Source organism: Gaoshiqia sp. US2 (assembly GCF_059705485.1).
Genome location: NZ_AP048550.1, coordinates 2,747,218 through 2,768,343, shown reverse-complemented (window position 1 = coordinate 2,768,343; position 21,126 = coordinate 2,747,218). Strand labels below are relative to the sequence as shown.

Sequence of the window (21,126 nt, the reverse complement as noted above, 5' to 3'; positions counted from 1 at the left end):
GCGTTTGATTATGAAAAAAATAACTTCTATAAAAATAATGTTTGTCACTGTAGCTATAACTTCCCTGCTATGGGGTTGCGATTTTCTTGACTACAGCGAGCAGGATATGTTAAGCGTTGACAATGTGTTCAACTGGCAGTCCAGGTCAAAAGCGGTTTTGAGCAACATTTACAGTTATCTTCCGAGCGACTTCAATAGTGTTGATGGCTCAATGAGGTCTGCCGCATCTGATGATGCCGAATATGTATATGATATATCCGATATCCAGAAATTCAATGACGGAAGCTGGAACGCTATCGTAACATTGGACGACGTATGGGGGCGCATGTACACCGGCATAAGGGAAGCCAACTGGTTTATTCAAGAAGGCACAAGCCAAACATTCCCCTATTTGCAGTTTAACCAGGGCTATGACCAGATGATGCAGGAATACCGTCTTTATACTTATGAAGCGCGTTTTTTGAGAGCATTCTTTTATTTTGAGTTGGTCAAACGGTATAAGAATGTGCCTTTGGTCACTAAGATTCTGGATGCGGAAGAAGTAAACAAGGTCACAACAACTCCGTTTGACGATGTTGTCAAGTTCATTGTTCAGGAATGTGATTCGGCAATTGCTCACCTTCCGGTCAATTATACGTCGTATGTAAACAAGGAGACGGGCCGGGCAACCAAAGGGGCAGCGATGGCTTTAAAAGCGCGTACATTATTGTATGCCGCCAGCCCCTTGCATAATCCGACCAACGATAAAGCAAAATGGGTAGCCGCCGCAACTGCTGCGAAGGCGCTGATCGACCAGCTCGGGCCAACCTACACCCCTTTTGCAGCTTATACGACCATCGTGAATAACCTTTCGTCGAAAGAACTGATATTGGAAAGAAGGCAGGGCGACGACCGGGCTTTTGAGGTTGCCAATACGGCAGTCGGGTTTATTGGAGGGAATACAGGCACGTGCCCCACGCAAAACCTGGTAGACTCGTATGAGATGAAGGCAACGGGTCTGGGAATCGGCGAAAGCGGCTCAGGTTACGATCCTGCTAATCCTTACGCAGGGCGGGACCCCAGGCTTGCCATGACCATACTATATAATGGGGCCAAATGGAAGTCGCTGCCTGTCGAAACCTGGTATGGCGGTTTAAATGCCCCGCCAACGCCCAATGCCACCAAAACGGGTTATTATTTAAAAAAACACATGGTCGAGAGCATTTCCCTCAATCCGGTAAACCCGACAACAGCAAGGCACGTATGGGTTATTTTCCGTTATGCCGAAGTTTTACTGAATTATGCCGAGGCGATGAACGAAGCCTATGGCCCCGATGTTGCAGGTCCCGCGCCTCTTGATAACCTGACCGCCCGCGCCGCGGTGAATATGGTGCGTGCAAGGACAGGGGTAGCCATGCCTGCTTTCCCCACCGGGATGACACAGGATGCCTTCAGGGATAAACTGAGGAACGAACGCAGGGTTGAACTCGCTTTTGAAGACCATCGGTTCTGGGACATCCGCAGGTGGAAAATAGGTTCTTCGACTGTAACAATCAGAGGTGTTGACTTGACCAAAGACCCGGGTTCAGAAGCGTTAACGTACTCTCCGAAAGTGGTTGAAACACGCGTGTGGGATGATAAAATGTATTTGTACCCAATTTCACAAACCGAAAGGTTTAAAAATAACAACCTGGGGCAAAATACTGGCTGGTAGCTATTTAAAGATAGGAAACAGGTGCGATGTTTCGTAAATGAAACTATTTCGATTTTGATTTGACCAAAAGGCCTGGGAAAAAGAACGGAGAATCAGGGACTTATTGTTTGAAATGGGAAATGGAAAAACAATATTTGATCCCCTGGGAACTAAGGTGTTTTACCCCGGGCCTTTTTATGGTTTTTATATAAAAATCTTTGCCAAATGAACTTTGAAAATACAAAGGCGCTGCTAAAGGTAAATTTAATAGGGGGATCGTATTTTGATTTTCGTTTGAAAGATTTACCAATCAATCCCTTGAATTATCGGACTAAAGACTCTGAAGAGCTTAGTGTAATGGGCCATTATTTGTGTTTTGACCGCTGGGGACCTCCATCAGAAGCCGAAAGAAAAAATGGGTTTGTTCATCACGGAGAGGTCAATTCTCAGGAATGGAAAATATTGGATAAATCAGTAGTTAATGACAATTTAACGGCTTGTTCAATGCATTGCAGCCTGCCAATGGGAGGCTTGCAACTGACAAGAAAGATTGAACTGGCAAAGGACGAGCCGGTATTCTTTGTACACGAAGATATTAAGAACCTGAATAAGTACGGGCGCATGTTCAACATCGTCCAGCATGTAACAATCGCCCCTCCTTTTCTTGACGGAACAACAATTATTGACACCAATGCAGAAAAAGGGTTTGAAAACACGCTGGATGGCAGCCTGGATCAGGACAAGCATACGTTTAAATGGCCCCGCGCAACCTATAGTGGAGAGAAGATTAACCTGAGACAATTTCAGGGCGAATGGCCGTTGGTTTCTTCTTTCGTGTTCAGTCAAAATGACAAATATGGTTGGGTTACAGCCTGCAACCCCGGCAAGGGACTTATGCTGGGTTATCTATGGAAAACAGAAGATTACCCCTGGATTAATTTTTGGCGCTCATGGGAATGTGGCGTTCAGGCGGCCTTCGGGATGGAATTTGGAACAACCGGATTGCATGAGCCTTTCCCTGTAGTAGCCAAAAAAGGAAAGATATTTGGCCGGAATATTTATGATTTTATTGACGCCGATGAGGTTATCCGTAAATCATTCACGGCATTTTTGGCCAGGATACCGGAGAATTACAAAGGTGTTGGCAGTATTGAGGTTGATGATGGGACAGTCTTCATTAAAGAAAGAAACAGGGGCTCCCGAAACATAGTGTACCGTGTTTACAAATCATTAAGTTGATATGAAAATCATGCAAATGTTGAGATGGAAAAATAACAATATGAAAAAATCAGCCATATCTTTTTTTTTAGGCATATTATGCTCAATATCATTTGGTCAAATCCATATTGAACATTTTGATTATCCTGCCGATACTCTTCTTACAGAGGTGTCGGATTTTGTGAATAGAACCGCTACGAATGCAGAAGATGCTTCAATCAGTATTGTATCCCCCGGGTTAACCTATACCGGGCTTGTTTCGGATGGAAATGCAGCCTTTATGCCAATTTCAGACGATCTAGACGATAATACTTCAACAATTGAGGAAAGCATTGTTTACAGGAATTTTGTCACTGAACCTGTATCTGAAGGAAATGTATTCCTGTCGGTTTTGGTAAATATTCATGAAATTAATAATCGCCATGGATATGCGGGCAATTACTTTTTTATGACGCTGGCGCCTGATAACTTTAGCCGCACAAGGCTTCGTCTGTGTGCAAGGGATAATTCGGGGAAACTTCAGATCGGCCTTGCAAAGACATGGACAAACAATATTGACTGGTCAAACGACCTGGAATACGACAAGGTTTACTTTATTGTTTTAAAATATGAGTTTATAGGAGCGTGGGACAATACAACTACTGATGATAAAGTGGGCGCGTATATATTTGAAAAAGGTTATGACGCCGTGCCCGATTCTGAACCGGCAACAGCGACATTGACAGGATTGGATGGTAGCAGCACCGATTTGCCAAACATTCAGAAGGTATGTCTGCGCCAGTCAACTGTAAGCGCTACCATTGATGGCATTGTATTGGGGCGGACATGGGACGAGGTTGTGTTGGCAGACAGTACTGCTATCCCCGACCCTTCCGGGCCAGCCAAATCTTACCATGTGTCTGTCTCCTCAGGCGACGACTCCAATACAGGTTCATTGGAAGCCCCTTTCAAAACCATCCAAAAAGCGGCAAGCTCCATGTCGCCCGGCGACACCTGTTACATACATGCGGGCACTTATTACGAGAGGGTGCGGCCTGTTAATTCCGGCATGGAAGGCAAACCTGTGGTATTTATTTCGTACCAGGATGACGAAGTCGTTGTTCATGGCGGTAAAGTGATAAGCGGGTGGACCAAATACCAGGGGAACATCTATCAGGCGCCGGTGGCCGGGGAGGTGAAAGAGTTGTTTGCCGAAAGAAAATACATGCTTTGGGCGCGCCATCCCAATATGCCGTATGATCAGGAAAAGGGATTTGATATGTGCCGCCCCACACTGGGCACGGCCAACCCTCCTGCAGGTGTTGACTGGACAGGGGTTACCGTTTTTCAGCGCGATAAAGAAGGCTGGTCGAATGATATCACCAAACAGAATAACTATGTTTCGCTTCCCGACAATGTTTCCGAAGGCGGCTGGCTGATGGGCGTTCCCGGACTGATTGATTCGGAAGGGGAATGGTGCTTGAAAGATGGCGTCCTGTACTTCTGGCCCATCGGGAACAAAGACCCTAATACGCTTTTAGTAGAAGGCAAAGTGCGCGATACAGCCTTCGACCTGACGAATCGTAATTATATCGTTCTGAAAAAAATAACGGTATTCGGCGCTACAATTAACATGAGCAATTCGCAAAATTGTTTTCTGGACTCGTGCAGGGTTTTATATCTCAACTCGGTCATTTATAATCAAATGGACTATTTCTTCGTCAGTAAGTGGGACAATGCCTCTCCCATGACGACGAATTTACAGGGGAAAGGGATTCTTGTGGGAGGTTCGGGCAACACCATCCAAAACTGTGAAATTGCCCATTCGTGGGGTAATTGCGTTTCTTTGATCGGTTCGGATAACAAAGTATATAACTCTCACATTTACGATGCAAACTGGGGATTGAACCCTGGCTGCGCTGTGATCGCCATGAACGGGGGCGGGCACATCATAAGAAGGAACAGCTTGCACGATGCAACAAGCAGCATTGTTCTTCATACCAACAAGTTCGATTATTTTACTTCTCAAAAGAAACCCTGGTATATCGAGTATAATGAGATTTACAATGCCGGGCTTGCATGTACCGACAATGGAGGGATTTACTGCTTTATGACTGATGGGGTGGGATCGGTTATCGCCTATAACTGGATACATGACAGCTATAATGGGTTCAGTACAACCTTACATAGCGGTTCAGGGATCTATCTGGACAATTTTTCGATGAATTTCATTGTACACCACAATGTTATCTGGAATGTAATGAACGGGAATACAGCAACCGGTATCCGGGCAAACAACCCTTTCCCCGAAATAAATTCTACCATGGGTTTTGTCCCGAACAGGCACCAGATATATAACAATACGATGTATAATTGCCGAAGGTCTATCAACTCGCCATATAACGATTGGAATGGGAATATTGGCGTACCTTATTGGGCCGAAACTAAAGTATATAATAATATCCTTTTACAACCTGCAAACTTTGGCAACGCGTCGGTGGCTGGCAATTATCATGGCAGCAACCCGATGTTTGCCGACACGGCCAAACATGATTTCCGCTTAACAGCCGGTTCCCCGTGTATAAACGGGGGAACTGCAATTCCCGGGATTACAGATGGCTATGTTGGTTCAGCCCCCGACATCGGGGCTTATGAATATGGCGGCGTACAGTGGATACCGGGTCAGGTTTTGGACGGGGTACCAACAGGTATCCAGCTTATTGACAGCCCCAGGTATTCTCCCATTAAGATTTTTCCCAACCCCACCAGCGACAAGCTAAGATTTCAGGTGACTGAACCGGTGGAAAGCTTAGAAGTTTACAACATGGCCGGGATGTTGGTACTTCAAAAACAGGACGCAGGGCAACAGGAGGTTGATATCAAGGGCCTGAAAAACGGGATGTACCTGTTAAAAGTTCGAAGCGGTGATAAAATACATACCGAAAAATTTATTGTAGTTGGACCTGGTAAATAAAAATTTATATGAAGTTGAAGTTATCCATTTTATTGTTTGCGTCATTGTTTTTGGAAGTAGTGACTGGATGCGCAAAGGATGGGGACAATGATCCCGAAAAAGAAGTAGAACAGGTTTACAGCGTATCTTCGGCTTACTTTATTGGTAATTCACTTACCGGGGATTTGAATAACGATTTTCCTTCCATAGCTTCGAGGTATCAGGCTACATTGGGAAAAACCTATACCTGGGGCACCCATTTCAGGCCGGCCACCGCTTTAACTTACATGTATTTTTATCCCGATTCAACGGCCAAGGCAACACCATCAAACTGGATCACTGCATTGCCTTCTTCCCATTGGGATGTAGTGTCGATGCAGCCATATCCTGGTAATCAGGTAATCCCGAACCGTTTGGCCGATAACATAAAAGCGGTCAACGGTATAATAGCAAAGGCCAAACAGAATGCGGGCAACACAAATACCCGGTTTTTCATTTATTCACCGTGGCCGCAAACTTCTGCAACCGATCTTAATTATTCAAGCAATTCATTTATTGCTTCTACAATAGTTGAAACAAATCCCGGTAGCACGCGCTGTTCCTTATCCCGGGATTTTATGGAGTTGCTGTGCGATAGCGTGCGAGAAACCAATCCTGACATTTGTGTAATCCCGGTTGGGGAAGTATTTTATGTGCTTGACCAGATGATGCACCAGGGGAAGTTTAATTCGCTGACCTCTATCAACCAGTTTCACCGCGACGCTTATCACCTTAATTCGGCAGGCATAAACGTAACAGGCTGGGTTGCCTATGCCACATTCTTTAAAAAATCGCCTGTGGGTTTGGCCTACAACAGAATAAATATAAGCTGGGCGGTTAAAGCCCCTTATCCCGACCAGCATATCACCGGCGCCCATGATTTGCAGCTCATACAGCAAACCATTTGGGAGGTTGTAAAAGAAAAGGACAAATACACCAGGGTTGTATCTGAATAGGACATACCAAGTAATGCATAATTTAACTGAAAATGGAAAAGATAATTATCTTCTTAATAACCACTATTATATTTATATCAAACGATATTTTTGCCACCCAACGGGTGTATGTTTCTCCTATTGGGAATGACCAAAACATTGGAACAAAAGATCAACCCCTTGCTTCGCTTACGGGCGCCCGCAACCGGATTCGCCAGCTTCGTGAACGAACCCAGGTAACGGACACGGTTTTCGTTTATGTTTTACCAGGAAATTATTACATGAACGAACCGTTCAGGCTTACTCCGGAAGACGGGGGCACCATGCAAAGTCCAGTGGTTTATACGGCTGACTCAAGTGCCAGACCTGTTTTTTACGGCGGGATGAAGCCTGGCCGGTTTGAGCCCGTTAACAAGGATTTATGGCAGGTATTTATACCGGAAGTTGCCCGTTACGGGTTTTGTTTTGAACATTTGTACATCAACGACGAACGCCGGTTCAGGGCGCAAACGCCCAACCGCGGCGAGTTCTTCATGGTAAAAAGCGCAGAAGAAATACCCCTTGATAAAACAGGAAACAGATCGCCGTCTTTTGCTTCGCAAAAAATTAAACTGCAGGCAGGGAATTACCGGTTAATCGAAGACCTTTCGAAAAGCATGACCAACGACATCCTGGTCAATTTTTACCAGAAGTGGAGCGAGACCCGGAAATATATCCAGCATGTCAGTAAAGCCGATACGGCTATTTACATTACGGGAAACGGCATGGCTCCTTGGATTAAAATAGACGACAAGACGCGGTACTACGTCGAAAATTATCGCGGCGCATTGGATTCACCCGGTGAGTGGCTCCTGTCGCGCGACGGATATTTATATTACATTCCACTGGAGGGTGAAACCATTGCCAATACGGAATGTATAGTGCCTGTTACTGAAAAGTTTATGGAGATATCCGGTGATGAGAAAACAGGGAGAAGGATTGAAAATGTCCGGTTCGAGAATTTATGTTTCAGAGTCAGCGGTTATAAAACGCCTGCATTTGGCAACGAACCAGGTCAGGCGGCCAGTACGATAGATGCGGCGGTGACTGTTGACTTTGCCCGTCACATCGACTTTGTCAATTGCGAAATTGCAAACATTGGACTATATGCCATCTGGTATCGTCGGGCTTGTTCTGAAAGCAAAATCAGCCATTGCTATTTGCACGATTTGGGTACGGGCGGTGTGAAAATTGGCGAGAGGCAGATACGGTCCGATACAACAGAACTGACCAGCCATATCTTAGTTGATAATAACATCATTCAGCATGGCGGCTATATTTTTCCTGACGGGATGGGAGTCGTTATTTTTCATGGGAGCGATAATGAGATAACCCATAACGACATTGCCGATTTTCGTAATTCGGGCATCTCGGCAGGCTGGGTCTGGGGATATGCGGATAGTCCTTCCAAACGGAACAAGATAGCGTTCAACCATATTCACCATTTGGGCTGGGGCGAGCTTTGCGACATGGGCGGGGTATATACCCTGGGCGCATCGGAAGGCACTGTGGTCAATAACAATGTCATCCATGATATTTATTCATTCGAATATGGTGGCTGGGGTTTGTATACCGACGAGGGATCGACCGGTATCGTGATGGAAAACAACCTGGTCTATCATTGCAAAGACGCCGGGTTTAACCAGCATTTCGGGAAAGAGAACATTATTCGGAACAATATTCTGGCCTTTAACGAAAAAACGCAGGTTTCGCTCGCCAGGCCTGAAAAACACCAATCATTTTCCTTCACAGGAAACATCATTTATTCAAGTGAAGGGGACTTATTTCAGGAGCGATATGTAAAAGATTCGTGGTTAAAAGCCATTACCGAAGTAGATTCCAATTGCTACTGGGATTTAAGGACACCCAATCCGGTTTTTTACGGAATGAGTTTCAAGGAATGGCAAAAGACAGGGAAAGACCAGCATTCCATTATAACCGACCCGTTGTTCGTTGACCCACAGAATCTTGATTTTCATTTCAAAAGCCTGAAAGTGGCCAAAAAAATCGGTTTTGTGCCATTTGACTACACCAAAGCCGGGGTTTATGGCGATGAAAGTTGGAAGAACCTTACAAAGTTAGAATCCGGGCTGATCAAAAAATTTGATGAGGCTGTGGTGAAAAACAGTTATCAGGGAAAATAGGGTAATGAGGAAAATAGTTATGAAAACATTTTTAGAGAAAATCTCAGCGTTTTTGAAAAAGCGGGCTACAAAGCCAGTGGCGGGAAAAATGTTCTTTATCGGTATGGGTATTGTGTCCACAATATGGTTTCTGATCCGGGTCATTCCCAAACCGTCAAGGGCTGCCTATCCCTGTATGAGAACAGCTTCGCCGGTGATGGCCTCGTTTGTGGTGTACCTGCTCAGCTTGACAGGCGCCCTGGCCGCCTACCGGAAAACCCGGTTCGAATTTTTAAAAGGCAGGTATTTATTTGCCTTTGTTTTCCTGCTCCTAACGTTGTGTGGCTCGATTGTCTTTTTTGTACATAACCCTGAAGAAATCTTTGCAGGGACTTCCGCGGAATGGGTAATCCAAGCTAACCATCCGGTTGGTGAAGCCCGTGGCATAAATCCAGGCAGGGTGGTTTGGGTACACGATCCCCAGGCGGCCAAATGGGACGGGGCGAACGGCTTTTGGTGGGACGATGCCAATAACCCGCAGCCCGAAGCCGATAAAATGGTGAATCAAGCCTTGCTGTCGCTGACCGGCGAAAAGAAAACGGCAAAAGCATGGAAATCGCTTTTCGTGTATTTCAACCGAACCAAAAAAGGGAAAGCGGAAGGCTATAAAACCAGCCAGAAAATAGCTGTCAAGATAAATATGAACAACAATTCGTCTCAGTCCTCTACAAACCAGATCAATGCTTCGCCCCAGCTTACACTGGCTTTGTTGAGGACGTTGGTCGGCGATGCAAAGGTCCCGGAAAGAAATATTATCGTTTTTGATGCCAGCAGGTTTATTCCCGACGAAATTTTTGACCGTTGCCATAAGGAATTCCCGGAAGTCGTTTTTCTGGATAACGTGGGGGGGAACGGCCGGGCAAAAGCAAGCTATATTGATAACGCCATTCCTTACTCGGCTGATAATGGCAAACTGGCTAAGGGATTGGCAGCCTGCGCGGTTGAAGCCGATTACCTCATTAATGTGGCGTTGCTCAAGGGGCATGGCGGGACAGGGGTTACGCTTTGCGGCAAGAATTATTACGGGGTGACAAGCATCGACAATAACTGGAGGAAAAATTTCCACAATAACTTCAACCAGGATAAGGAAGGCAAGCCCAAATACCTGACGTTTGTTGATTTTATGGGACACAAGGATTTAGGCGAAAAAACCTTGCTTTTCCTGATTGACGGGTTGTACGGGTGTAAGTTCGTAGCCGGGAAGCCCGGACCAAAATGGCAAATGTCGCCGTTTAACGGCAACTGGCCCTGCAGCTTGTTCGCTTCGCAGGATGGCGTGGCAATTGATGCAGTGGGACTGGATTTTTTCCGTTCTGAATTTCCGGATGCGCCGGACATGGCCTTTAGCGACCAATTCCTGATTGAGGCTGCGTTGGCCGGTAACCCACCTTCAAAGACTTTTTATGACCCGGAACAAGATGGCAGCCGTTGTAAAAGTCTCGGTGTGATGGAACACTGGAACAATAAGGAAGAAATGATATACAGCAGGAACCTGGGGAATGATACAGGCATTGAACTGATAAAGAATATAATCCAATAAATATATGAAAGCAATCCAAAGACTAACTGAAAAAATCGAATTGCCGTATAGAAACATACTGATCAAGGCAAAAATGATTATTACACTATTGCTGATATGCACATCATTGTCAGCCAAAACCTGGTATGTTTCTCCGCGTGGAGACAATAATAATCCGGGAATAAAAAACCGGCCTTTCCTTACCATACAGAAAGGCGCTGATGTTGCACAACCCGGTGATACTGTTTTTGTGTTCGAAGGCATTTATCGCGAGCGGGTCACGCCGCCGCGCGGAGGCGTCGAAAATAACCCTGTTGTTTATATGGGTGAACCGGATAAAAAGGTCGTAATTAAGGGTTCTGTCATCTGGAAGCCCATCTGGAAGGATTATGACAATGGGATTTTTGCAGCCACTCCCGATAATGTGCTTTTTGATGATATCCCGGCTGATTATACCGACCATCACAACCCGTTTAAAGTCAACTTGTCTTCATCTCCTTACGGAAGGGCCGGAAGGCAGGAATTCCTGCGCGGTTTCGGCGGCGATTCAACGATGTTGTTCACTTGTGGCCAGGTGTTTGTGAACGGGAAGGAACTGATAGAAGTCCCCTTCAAAAGCGAACTGATTCCCGGCACATGGCATTACGAACCGTCCGGTGGTGAATTATTTATCCATTTTGGCAATAAAAAGCCAGAGGAACAGGAAGTTGAAATCACAACCAGAAGACGTATTTTTGCCCCTGTTGAGAAAGGGCTCGGGTATATCGTTGTCGAAGGTTTTTTAATGGAGCATTGCGGGAACCAGTACCCTACCAATTTTTGGGTGAACGATGACTGGGCGCAGAAAGGCGCATTGGGCCTTCAGGCGGGCCACCACTGGATCGTCAGGCGCAATGTGATCCGTCGCGCTAAAACCTGTGCAATCGACGCAGGCGTTGGGGGCAGGCTGCATGGTGAAGGCAGGTCAGGGCCCCGAATTATTCCGCATGATAATATCATCGAGGAAAATTATATCATTGAAAACGGTTCCGCGGGTATTCTTTCCAACAGTTCCGAGAACATGATCATCCGAAACAATGTCATTCTACGGAATAACACATATCCCTACAGGGGAAACAAGCGCTGGGAGCAGGCAGGTATTAAGTGCCACGGCGCCAGTAAGACCTATATTCATAACAATTATATTGCCGACAACAATACAATAGGGATCTGGTTCGATAACCAGTTTCCCGATGCCAGGATATCTGCCAATGTCATAGTCGGCAACAACGACCCGGGCATTATGCTTGAGATGAGCGATTATGGTTTCGACCGGGCATTTGTGGATAACAATATTATTGAGGGAAACCTTCGGGGAGGGATATGGTGTTCCGATGCCTCGGGTGCAACTGTGATGCACAACCTGATCGCCAACACTCCTGAAAATGCAAGGTATGGGAATGGGTACTATGTTATGCAGGGCAATGCACGGACAAAAACCTACCACCATTCGTTGTACAACAATATCTTCGATGTCCATTTGCCTATGCTTGAAATGGATTATCCCTCGCACAGAGCCGGGGAACAACGAAGCGATTACAATGTCTTTAACGCCCCGGCAGATAAAGCAGTGTTTGCCGTGAACAAACAGGTGGATAAACCCTATCCCTGGACGAACAGGGAGTTTCATGAACTGATAAAGAAAGAATTATCAGATAAGTATCAAAATGTCGAAGAATTTAAAGATACCATCCGGGTTTGCCTTACACTTAATCAATGGCAGCATTTCTGGTCGAAGCATGATCTTGCCAATGAAATGAACAGCACGATGGCAGAAGGTATTAAAGTGGAATATCACCCCGAGACTCAGGAGTTGGATGTTTTTGTCCCTTTCAGTCCTGACAAATGCGGTTCTCAAAATCATAGGTTTGTTGATAATGATTATTTTGGGAATACAATTCCCCAGAATAATAAAGCAATCCCGGGGCCATTTCAAAACCTGAAAAAAGGAGAAAATACATTTAAAGTCTGGAAAGGATTGAAGATATTAAAAGAAGGAGATCTCCCTGACTTTCGGTATTTTTAGACGAAGAGTTTGTGTAGCTACATCAGAGGTATTTACACCTATAAAACATGAAAATGGCTGAAAAATGAAGACAATACTAATCTCTTCTTTAAAGTTTAGACAGGTACTCTGTCTATGTATTACTTTAATTCCAATGTGGACTCATGCAAAGTCTTTCCATGTGGCTGTTACAGGGAACGATTTAAACCCAGGCATCCGGTCGGCTCCTTACCTTACAATTCAAAAAGCCGCAGATGAGATGCAGGCAGGCGATACCTGTTACATTCATGCCGGAACTTATTATGAAACAGTACGTCCGGCCAATTCAGGCGCAGAGGGCAGCCCGCTGGTGTTTACCGCGTACCGCAGCGATGATGTGGTTGTACATGGCGGCAAGCCGTTGACCGGATGGAGCAAACATGCCGGGAACATTTGTAAGGTAGAAGTGGCCGACAGTGTCAAAGAGTTGTTTGCCAACCGGCAATACATGCTTCTGGCGCGCCACCCGAACATGCCGTTTGACCCGGTAAAGGGTTTCGATATGTGTCGCCCGGCATTGGGCACGGCCAACCCGCCTGCCGATGTCGACTGGACCGGGGTAACCGTTTTCAAAAGCATTAATAAAGAAGGCTGGTGGAACAAGGTCACGAAACAGAACAGTTATGTTTTGCTTTCTGATGGCGTTGCACTCGGCGGCTGGTTAATGGGCGTTCGCGGCTTGCTCGATTCGGAAGGGGAATGGTGCTGGAAGGATGGCGTACTTTACTTCTGGCCTGTCGGTAACAAAAAACCTGATGATCTCCTGGTAGAGGCCAAAGTGCGCGATTGTGCCTTCGACTTGTCGAACCGGGACTACATTGTTCTGGAAAAAATTACGGCATTCGGCGCGACCATTAACATGAAGGATGCCACACACTGTATGCTTGACCAGTGTAAGGCATATTATGTCGGTTCGATGTCTGATGTCAACACATTTAATATCCTGCCCAAAGATAATTGTTCTCCATTGTCGTCGAATTTACCAGGCAAGGGTATATTGGTAAGCGGTTCATACAATACCATTCAGAACTGCGAAATAGCCCATTCCTGGGGTAACTGCGTGTCGTTGCTCGGTTCCCGTAACAAAGTGATTAATTGCGAGATTTACGATGCCAACTGGCAGGGCTGGGAATGCGCTGTGCTTTCAATGAACGGTGGCGGGCACATCGTAAGGAATAATAAAATGCACGACGCTCAACGGGCTATCATTTTGTGCACTAATAAGTTCCGAATGAACGCCCCGGAAGAGCCCTGGTTTATCCAATACAATGAGCTCTATAACGGGGGGCTTGCCAAAACCGATAACGGGGTGATTTACTGTTTTATGACCGATGGGGTTGGCTCGGTCATATCCCACAACTGGATTCATGACAACTTTAACGGGTATCATCCCGATTTGCACAGCGCTTCCGGAATATACCTGGATAATTACTCATGTAATTTTATTGTTCACCACAATGTAGTGTGGAATATAACACACGGCCATAACGCGATAGGAATACGCGCAAATAATCCCCAACCCAATGCACATTCGACCAATAACCATCAGATATACAACAACACCATGTATAATTGTACGATGGCCATTAATTCTCCTGATAACGATTGGAATGGCACAAGAGGGCGGCCCTATTGGACAAATACCAAAGTGTTCAATAATATCCTTCTTAAGGAAATTACTTTCGGAGAGGCGATGGTAAAAAATAACTATACCAAAACCAGTCCAATGTTTGCCGATACGGTGAAATACGATTTCAGGCTGAAGGCAGGGTCGCCCTGCATTGATGCCGGAATACCGATTCCAGGGATAACAGATGGTTTTAAAGGTTCGGCACCTGATATTGGCGCGTATGAACACATGGGAGATTATTGGGTGCCGGGACGAAATTCTTATTAAATAAACAGATAAAAATAAAATCAAAACAGATGGAAATAAAAATAAAATCAATTACCTGGTTTCTATGCTTGTTTGCGCCTGCAATGCTTTTTGCCCGGGAAGGAAAAGTACTCGATAACCTGTCAATGCCGAGCAAGATATTGAAGATGGAACGGAAGTACTCCATATATCTGCCGGGAGACTATTATACCTCGGAACGTTCGTACCCGGTTTTGTATCTTCTACACGGATCAGGCAACGACAATCTGGGCTGGGTACACTTCGGAGAGGTAAAACGCATTGCCGATAAAGCAGTTGCTGAAGGAAAAAGTACTTCCATGATCATTGTAATGCCTGACGCCAATACCGGCCAGCGGGGCTATTTCGACAGTCCACGCGGCGATTGGAATTACGAAGATTTCTTTTTCACTGAATTCATTCCTTTCATTGAAAAAACATACCGGATAAAAGCCGATAAGCGTTATCGTGCAATTGCAGGCCTTTCGATGGGAGGCGCCGGAACGCTCATTTATACTTTACGGCATCCTGAACTGTTCTCGTCGGCCTGTCCATTGAGTGCAGGCAGAAGTTTGTATGATTGGGATGCTTTCAGGAACAACTTCGTTCAGGAATACCCGGGATTGACGGAAGAACAAATGCTGAATTTTTACAAGCAGCACACTTCGTTTGAACTGTTGAATAATCTTTCGCCGGAACGGGCAAAGTCAGTTCGCTGGTACATAGACTGCGGAGATGATGATTCAAGATTCGAATTAAATGCAAAACTGCATAAGACAATGAGAAAAAGGGGCATACCATCCTAGCTTCGCATCCGCGACGGAGGTCACACCTGGACATATTGGCGCGAAGCATTGCCGTCTGTCCTGGAATTTGTATCCCGGGCGTTTTACCAATCATAACTAAAGATATCAAAGATGAACCGATTTTTATTTTTCCTGATTTTTTTAGCGCTTGCCTGTTCAACCGTCAAAGCGCAAACCACTGTCCGCGAAGTTCCGGGCGGCAAGATTTACCAAACAACCATCCGGAATGAAGCTTACAAATTCGACCGGGGCGTTTATTCTGTCTTTATTCCTGATGGGGTAAAGAAAATCCGCGGGGTTTTCGTCCACCAGCACGGGTGTACCGGCGAAGGGGGTGGCGAAGCAAGGGCATCAGACGTGCAATATCATGCTTTTGCAAAAAAATGGGGACTGGCAGTTGTTGGCCCCGACCTGTACCCGAAACCCGGTTCCGGTTGCGGCGACTGGCGCGACCCGGTTGACGACGGTTCGGGACCTGCCCTTTTTGCAGCGCTCGAAGCAGTCGGAAAATTTTGCAAACATCCCGAGATTGCCACTGCGCCCTTCTTGCTGTGGGGCCATTCGGGCGGAGGCTACTGGGTACTCTCCATGTTGGATATTTATCCCCAACGGATTATGGCCATTGTAGCCTATTCTCCGGCTTTCGATCCGCAATTTGCTTATTCTGAAGCTGCCGCGAAGGTACCGTTGCTGATCCGCCATGCAGGTCCGAAGGATTTTAACAATCCCGGGGTCGACTGCTGGGGTACGGCTTTGCACACCTTTTCGAAACTCCGGAAAATGGACGGGCTGGTGAGCCTGGCCTACAATGCCGGGCAAAACCACAACCTGAGTTTTCTGCGGTACATGGCCATCCCTTTTTTCGAATCGGTAATGGCACAGCACTTCTTCTCAAAACATTCAAAAGCCGGAATGGACCTGGACCAGTCGAAAGCCTGGCTTTGCGATACCACAACCGCCGGCAAGCCCGAAATTTACCGGGCTTCAACCTTTACCGGGAACAAACAGTCCATGTCGTGGCTGCCCGATTCGGCCTGTGCCGTAAAGTTCAGGGAGTTTGTCGCGACCAACACGATAAAGGACGTGACCCCGCCCCCGGCTCCCGAAAAGTTAAAACTGGTCAGTGAAAAGGATTCGGTAAAGCTTACCTGGATAGCCTGCGCCGATGTTGAATCGGGGATACGCTGTTTCAACATTTCTAAAAACGGGCAGTTTTTGGCCCGTTACCCTGCCAAAGGCGATTTCCAGAAATTCAATACCAACGGCGACGAAGCCATACCGATAATTCCCCCGGCTATGGTTTTCAGGTTTTCAAAAGGAGCAGTAAACAAAAACGACATGATCGGCATCTCGATGGTGAACCGGTTCGATCTGGAATCCGCAAAAGTGCAGTTGAAAGTTAAATAAGCCTAAAACCAAAAATGATGAATAAGCTGATTAAATCCTACTTGTTTTTTATAGGAATCCTGCTGATTGTCCCGGTTTGTTCGAATGCAAATATCAGATTATCAGGAATGTTTACCGACAACATGGTACTGCAGCGCGATGCGAAGGTTCCAGTTTGGGGATGGGCTGACAAAGACGAAATGGTGGACGTTACTTTTGCCGGAAAGAAATATACCGCAAAGCCCGGAACAGACGGCAAATGGACTGTTTACCTCGATCCGTTGCCGGCAGGAGGCCCTTACCAGATGGACATCAAAGGAGACAACACGATCGTCCTGAAAAACATCCTGATGGGCGATGTCTGGATTTGTTCAGGCCAGTCAAACATGGACATGAGCGTGGTCGGCGTCAAAAATGCCGATTGGGAAATAGAACATGCCAATTACCCCACAATCCGGTTGTTCACAGTGCCCGTAAAATTAAGCGAACGCCCTAAAGAAGACGTTAGTGGCGGCAGGTGGCAGGCCTGTAGCCCTGGGTCGGTGGCCAATTTCAGCGCCGCCGCCTATTTCTTTGCCCGTAAAATTAATACCGACCTGAATGTCCCGGTTGGTATGATCAAATGTTCGCTGGGCGGGACAATCATCCAACCGTGGATGAGCCTTGAAGCGATTTCTCAATTCAACGATTATTTGCCGGCCATCGAGGAACTGAAAACCAGGGATTATGAAAAGATCATTGCCGAACGCGACAGGCGGCAGGCGCAATGGATCGATTCGCTCAAAAACAAGGAGCCTGGCGTGGTGAATAAATGGTACCTGCCCGATATGGATGATACAGACTGGAAGCCTGCTGATATCCCGTCGTTCAATCCACCCACAAACGGTAAAAATGGCAATAACTGGTACCGGAAAGAAATTCAGCTTCAGCCGGAAGATATTTCAGGAGAGCTTGTTTTTCATCTGGGCACCATGCAGGTTTCAGACGAAGCCTGGCTGAACGGCACAAAAATAGGCAGTTGCGATGAATACAGCCAGACCCGCAAATATAAAGCGGCCCCGGAACTTCTCAGGAAGGGGAAAAATGTGCTTGTCGTGAAAATATACAATAGCTGGGGCACCGGCGGGTTCACCGGCAAGCCGGAAGAAATTTATGTGCAGACCGGCCGCGGGCAAAAAAACCTGTCGGGCGGGTGGAAGTATAAGGCAGGCCTGTTTGGCCGTCAATCGTTTCCGCTTGCCCACCCCAACAGTTACCCTGAATTGCTTTACAATGGGATGGTCAACCCGGTAATAAAATTCCCGGTTAAGGGAGCATTATGGTACCAGGGCGAAGGCAACGCCAATAAGGCGGAAGAATACAAGGGCCTTCTGGCAGCTATGATTAAAGACTGGCGGAAGAAATGGGGCATTGGCGATTTTCCGTTCCTGGTAGTCCAGCTTCCCAATTACCGGCCTGCGGATGCCCAGCCTTCAGAAAGCGATTGGGCCGAATTACGCGAAGCCCAGGCTTCGGCGCTGGCCTTGCCCAATACCGGGCTGGCCGTGACCATTGATCTTGGCCAGGCAGATAACCTTCATCCGGTAAACAAGCAGGATGTAGGGTACCGGCTGGCCTTGCAGGCCTTAAAAGTGGCTTACGGGAAAGATATAGTTTGTTCGGGCCCTGTCTTTTCTTCGCAAACCATCGAAGGAAGTAAAATCCGCCTGAAGTTCGACCACATTGGAACAGGCCTGGTTACCAGGGGTAAAGATGGTATGGTAAACGGATTTGCCATTTGTGGCGCCGACGGGAAATTTGTCTGGGCCAAAGCCCGCATCGAAAACAACGACGTGATTGTATCCAACGATCAGGTTCCCGGTCCGGTGGCGGTGCGGTATGCCTGGTCCGACAACCCCGGAGAAATTGATCTGTACAATAAAGAAGGGTTGCCTGCAAGGCCGTTCAGAACGGATGTTCAACCAAAATAAAATAAAATAACAAACTAAACCCTGAACCAATGAAACGAATTGTCAATATCCTATTATTTTGCCTGATGACCATGATGACCGGCTTCAGTCAGCCTGGCGAACTGGCCCGTTCGGGCGATGCCTGGATAAGTTACGAAAAATCGACCAATACCTGGAAACTGGGTACCAAGCAGATGACGCAGGTACTCTCTTTGTCCGGCGGTAATTACCGTTTAAAAGAACTCAAAAACCATTTCACCGGAACCGATTACATTGGCACGGCTATTTCCGACGAGTTCCGGTTTGTGATGGACAACCAGTTGTATTCCGGCTCGCGGGGAAATTACGAACTGGTGTCGTACACCGCGGGCAAACTGCCTGTTCCGAAAGCATCGCCGGGCATCGATCCCGGTGTGTTCCTCGAAATAACCCTTCGCAACCCGAAGTTTTCCATCAGGTTTAATTACCAGGTTTATGCCAGTTCGCCCTGGACGCCGATGGGGATGGTACGGAAATATTATACCGTAACCAATATCACTTCTGAAAAGGAAGAACTTTCAGAAATATCGATGAACCTGGTGGACATCGATTACAAGGTCGCGAAGGGCCTCCGGCTTCATTACTGGCAGGGAGGGGGTTCGTGGAAGAATACCAACCACGAGTTTGTCGATTCGCTCGAATGGGCCAGCCGCACGTTTTATTCCGATGCAGGGGCCAACGATTACCGGGTGGACGACAATTACAGCGGGTCATCTTCTTATCACCCGTATTTTGTGCTTCAGCACGATTCGGGCGAAGGGATATTCTTCGGGTTTAATTACCTGGGGCCGTGGTCGATGAAATTTTGGTCTGATTGCCGCTTCCCGCCCGATGAGGAAGTCAAATCGTGGGGGACGTATTATGGGTACCTGAGGTATTTTTACATTAACTCGCAGTTGGAACGGCACCGTCAGGCGCTGAAGCCGGGTGAATCGTTCGAGGCGCCAAACAGTTTTACCGGGGTTTATAAAGGCGATATGGACTACGCCGGCGAGCAGCTCCAATACTGGCAGGCAGCCCACAAATGGGATTACACGCGCGAAAAATACCTTTGGAGAGGCTGCATGTGGAACGCAAACTGGTACAATACAGCATCGATGTTCAAAACCGATATCCATTTCGGAGAAATGTTGGATATCGTCGATAAATGCCGGAAGTTGGGCTTCAACATTGCCCACGAGGATGGCTTTTGGTGGAACGAACAGGGAATGGGAGTATGGGAAGGCGTCGATTGGAAACAGATTGTGGATTACGCCCGTAAATCGGACATCAATTTCAAGCTTTGGTTACCGCCGAACCATTTTTCAAAAAACACCCCGAACGATCTGGACCACGAGAAATGGCACCTCGACCCGAAGGCGCCCCCCGGTATATGCCTTTGGTACGGCTACGGGTATTGCCTGGGTTCAAACGATGCCGTTGGGTACATGAAAGACCTCCTGCTTGGGAGGCAGAAACGGTATGGCACTTTTATGAACCGGTTTGACGGGTGGATGGAAGCGCCCTGTTATTCGGATAAGCACGACCACCAACAGGGCCAGCCTTTTGTTGTACAGTACAGGAACGGGTTGCGGCTGTTGAAAGAACTGAAAGAAGCCGATCCTGATATGGGAATTGAAGGCTGCAATTCGGGAGGCGAATGGGCCAACTGGGACAAGACCGAATTCCTTGAATCGCAACAGGAATCGGATGGCGGAGGGGAAGACGATTTTTATCATTTAAGTTATTTCTGGAGTGTCCCGAAAATGCTTAACGTGAGCAGTTCTTCCGATGTTGAAGACAAAAACATGCAAAAGATGCGCGAAAGGGTACTGATGCAAAAATACCTGGTACAGAAGAAAGTGATCGGACGGTTTATGAACCTGTACCATCCAAAAGCTGATCGTGCAGCAACAAAACATTGCTTCACCCAACTGACCAGTGCCGACCGCTCCAAATGTGTGATCAGGCAGGATAAAGCATCGAAAACGGATGTTGTTGTTTATCCGAAATCGTTGCAGCCCGGGCTGGTGTATTCGGTCAGATTCAGGAAAGGAAGGGCCGGGTATTCCAAATCAGGGGCCGAACTGATGCAATCGGGCATTGCTTTCAACGACACCGTTTCTTCCCAGTTGGTTTTCCTGAACATGGATGATTTTCCGGGTTCGGGAACGGACAAAACAAAACCGTCAGTTCCGAAGATAAGCTCGGTAAAGAAAGCATCCTATTGCGGAAAGGAAGGCACCGAAATCAATTGGACCGAAAGCAAGGATGACCGGCTGCTGGCAGGGTATCAACTGTACCGCGACGGCAAACCGCTCGACTTTGTGGGTATCGGCACGTTTTATTTCGACTATGCCGAGGGGAACAGTCCGAAGGCCAAATACCGGGTTGTTGCCGTGGATGGGGATGGAAATACATCAGAGAAACAGTGAGAGCAGACACGATAACCA

The 21,126-nt window shown here is 46.9% G+C and carries 12 protein-coding genes; all 12 read left to right on the top strand.

The features are described from left to right. The first annotated feature begins 10 nt into the window (after positions 1-10). The 12 genes from AC6H3C_RS11055 to AC6H3C_RS11000 all read left to right on the top strand — a co-directional run bounded on the left by AC6H3C_RS11055 (position 11) and on the right by AC6H3C_RS11000 (position 21,108). Positions 11-1,693 (top strand): RagB/SusD family nutrient uptake outer membrane protein, encoded by a 1,683-nt coding sequence (locus AC6H3C_RS11055; RefSeq protein ID WP_497520826.1) that lies wholly within the window; start codon positions 11-13, stop codon positions 1,691-1,693. Positions 1,694-1,897: 204 nt separating this feature from the next. Then, entirely contained in the window at positions 1,898-2,911 is a 1,014-nt protein-coding gene (locus tag AC6H3C_RS11050; RefSeq protein WP_497520825.1) for a hypothetical protein, read from the top strand. 16 nt (positions 2,912-2,927) lie between these two features. After that, a complete protein-coding gene (locus AC6H3C_RS11045; protein WP_497520824.1) occupies positions 2,928-5,843 on the top strand; it encodes a T9SS type A sorting domain-containing protein in 2,916 nt (971 codons plus the stop codon). An 8-nt stretch (positions 5,844-5,851) separates the two neighbouring features. Continuing rightward, entirely contained in the window at positions 5,852-6,817 is a 966-nt protein-coding gene (locus tag AC6H3C_RS11040) for a hypothetical protein (RefSeq protein WP_497520823.1), read from the top strand. Between the two features lie 32 nt (positions 6,818-6,849). Beyond that, positions 6,850-8,979 carry a right-handed parallel beta-helix repeat-containing protein gene (locus AC6H3C_RS11035; protein WP_497520822.1) on the top strand — a complete coding sequence of 710 codons (2,130 nt, stop codon included), beginning with the start codon at positions 6,850-6,852 and terminating at the stop codon, positions 8,977-8,979. Positions 8,980-8,998: 19 nt separating this feature from the next. Next, the gene (locus AC6H3C_RS11030) at positions 8,999-10,558 is read left to right on the top strand and encodes a DUF362 domain-containing protein (protein ID WP_497520821.1); all 1,560 of its coding nucleotides are present in this window, start codon (positions 8,999-9,001) and stop codon (positions 10,556-10,558) included. 4 nt (positions 10,559-10,562) lie between these two features. Continuing rightward, the gene (locus AC6H3C_RS11025; protein ID WP_497520820.1) at positions 10,563-12,602 is read left to right on the top strand and encodes a right-handed parallel beta-helix repeat-containing protein; all 2,040 of its coding nucleotides are present in this window, start codon (positions 10,563-10,565) and stop codon (positions 12,600-12,602) included. 133 nt (positions 12,603-12,735) lie between these two features. Beyond that, the gene (locus AC6H3C_RS11020; protein WP_497520819.1) at positions 12,736-14,517 is read left to right on the top strand and encodes a hypothetical protein; all 1,782 of its coding nucleotides are present in this window, start codon (positions 12,736-12,738) and stop codon (positions 14,515-14,517) included. Positions 14,518-14,546: 29 nt separating this feature from the next. Then, positions 14,547-15,320, top strand: a complete 774-nt coding sequence (locus AC6H3C_RS11015; RefSeq protein ID WP_497520818.1) for an alpha/beta hydrolase — start codon at positions 14,547-14,549, stop codon at positions 15,318-15,320. Between the two features lie 111 nt (positions 15,321-15,431). After that, a complete protein-coding gene (locus AC6H3C_RS11010) occupies positions 15,432-16,727 on the top strand; it encodes an alpha/beta hydrolase family protein (protein ID WP_497520817.1) in 1,296 nt (431 codons plus the stop codon). 14 nt (positions 16,728-16,741) lie between these two features. Continuing rightward, on the top strand, positions 16,742-18,676 hold the full coding sequence (locus AC6H3C_RS11005) for a sialate O-acetylesterase (protein ID WP_497520816.1): 1,935 nt from the start codon (positions 16,742-16,744) through the stop codon (positions 18,674-18,676). Positions 18,677-18,705: 29 nt separating this feature from the next. Continuing rightward, positions 18,706-21,108 carry an alpha-amylase family protein gene (locus tag AC6H3C_RS11000; RefSeq protein WP_497520815.1) on the top strand — a complete coding sequence of 801 codons (2,403 nt, stop codon included), beginning with the start codon at positions 18,706-18,708 and terminating at the stop codon, positions 21,106-21,108. Positions 21,109-21,126 lie beyond the last annotated feature (18 nt).

Coding starts and splice junctions, on each gene's coding strand:
- AC6H3C_RS11055 (WP_497520826.1), top strand. CDS start 11: ATGAAAAAAATAACTTCTATAAAAATAATGTTTGTCACTGTAGCTATA.
- AC6H3C_RS11050 (WP_497520825.1), top strand. CDS start 1,898: ATGAACTTTGAAAATACAAAGGCGCTGCTAAAGGTAAATTTAATAGGG.
- AC6H3C_RS11045 (WP_497520824.1), top strand. CDS start 2,928: ATGTTGAGATGGAAAAATAACAATATGAAAAAATCAGCCATATCTTTT.
- AC6H3C_RS11040 (WP_497520823.1), top strand. CDS start 5,852: ATGAAGTTGAAGTTATCCATTTTATTGTTTGCGTCATTGTTTTTGGAA.
- AC6H3C_RS11035 (WP_497520822.1), top strand. CDS start 6,850: ATGGAAAAGATAATTATCTTCTTAATAACCACTATTATATTTATATCA.
- AC6H3C_RS11030 (WP_497520821.1), top strand. CDS start 8,999: ATGAAAACATTTTTAGAGAAAATCTCAGCGTTTTTGAAAAAGCGGGCT.
- AC6H3C_RS11025 (WP_497520820.1), top strand. CDS start 10,563: ATGAAAGCAATCCAAAGACTAACTGAAAAAATCGAATTGCCGTATAGA.
- AC6H3C_RS11020 (WP_497520819.1), top strand. CDS start 12,736: ATGTGGACTCATGCAAAGTCTTTCCATGTGGCTGTTACAGGGAACGAT.
- AC6H3C_RS11015 (WP_497520818.1), top strand. CDS start 14,547: ATGGAAATAAAAATAAAATCAATTACCTGGTTTCTATGCTTGTTTGCG.
- AC6H3C_RS11010 (WP_497520817.1), top strand. CDS start 15,432: ATGAACCGATTTTTATTTTTCCTGATTTTTTTAGCGCTTGCCTGTTCA.
- AC6H3C_RS11005 (WP_497520816.1), top strand. CDS start 16,742: ATGATGAATAAGCTGATTAAATCCTACTTGTTTTTTATAGGAATCCTG.
- AC6H3C_RS11000 (WP_497520815.1), top strand. CDS start 18,706: ATGAAACGAATTGTCAATATCCTATTATTTTGCCTGATGACCATGATG.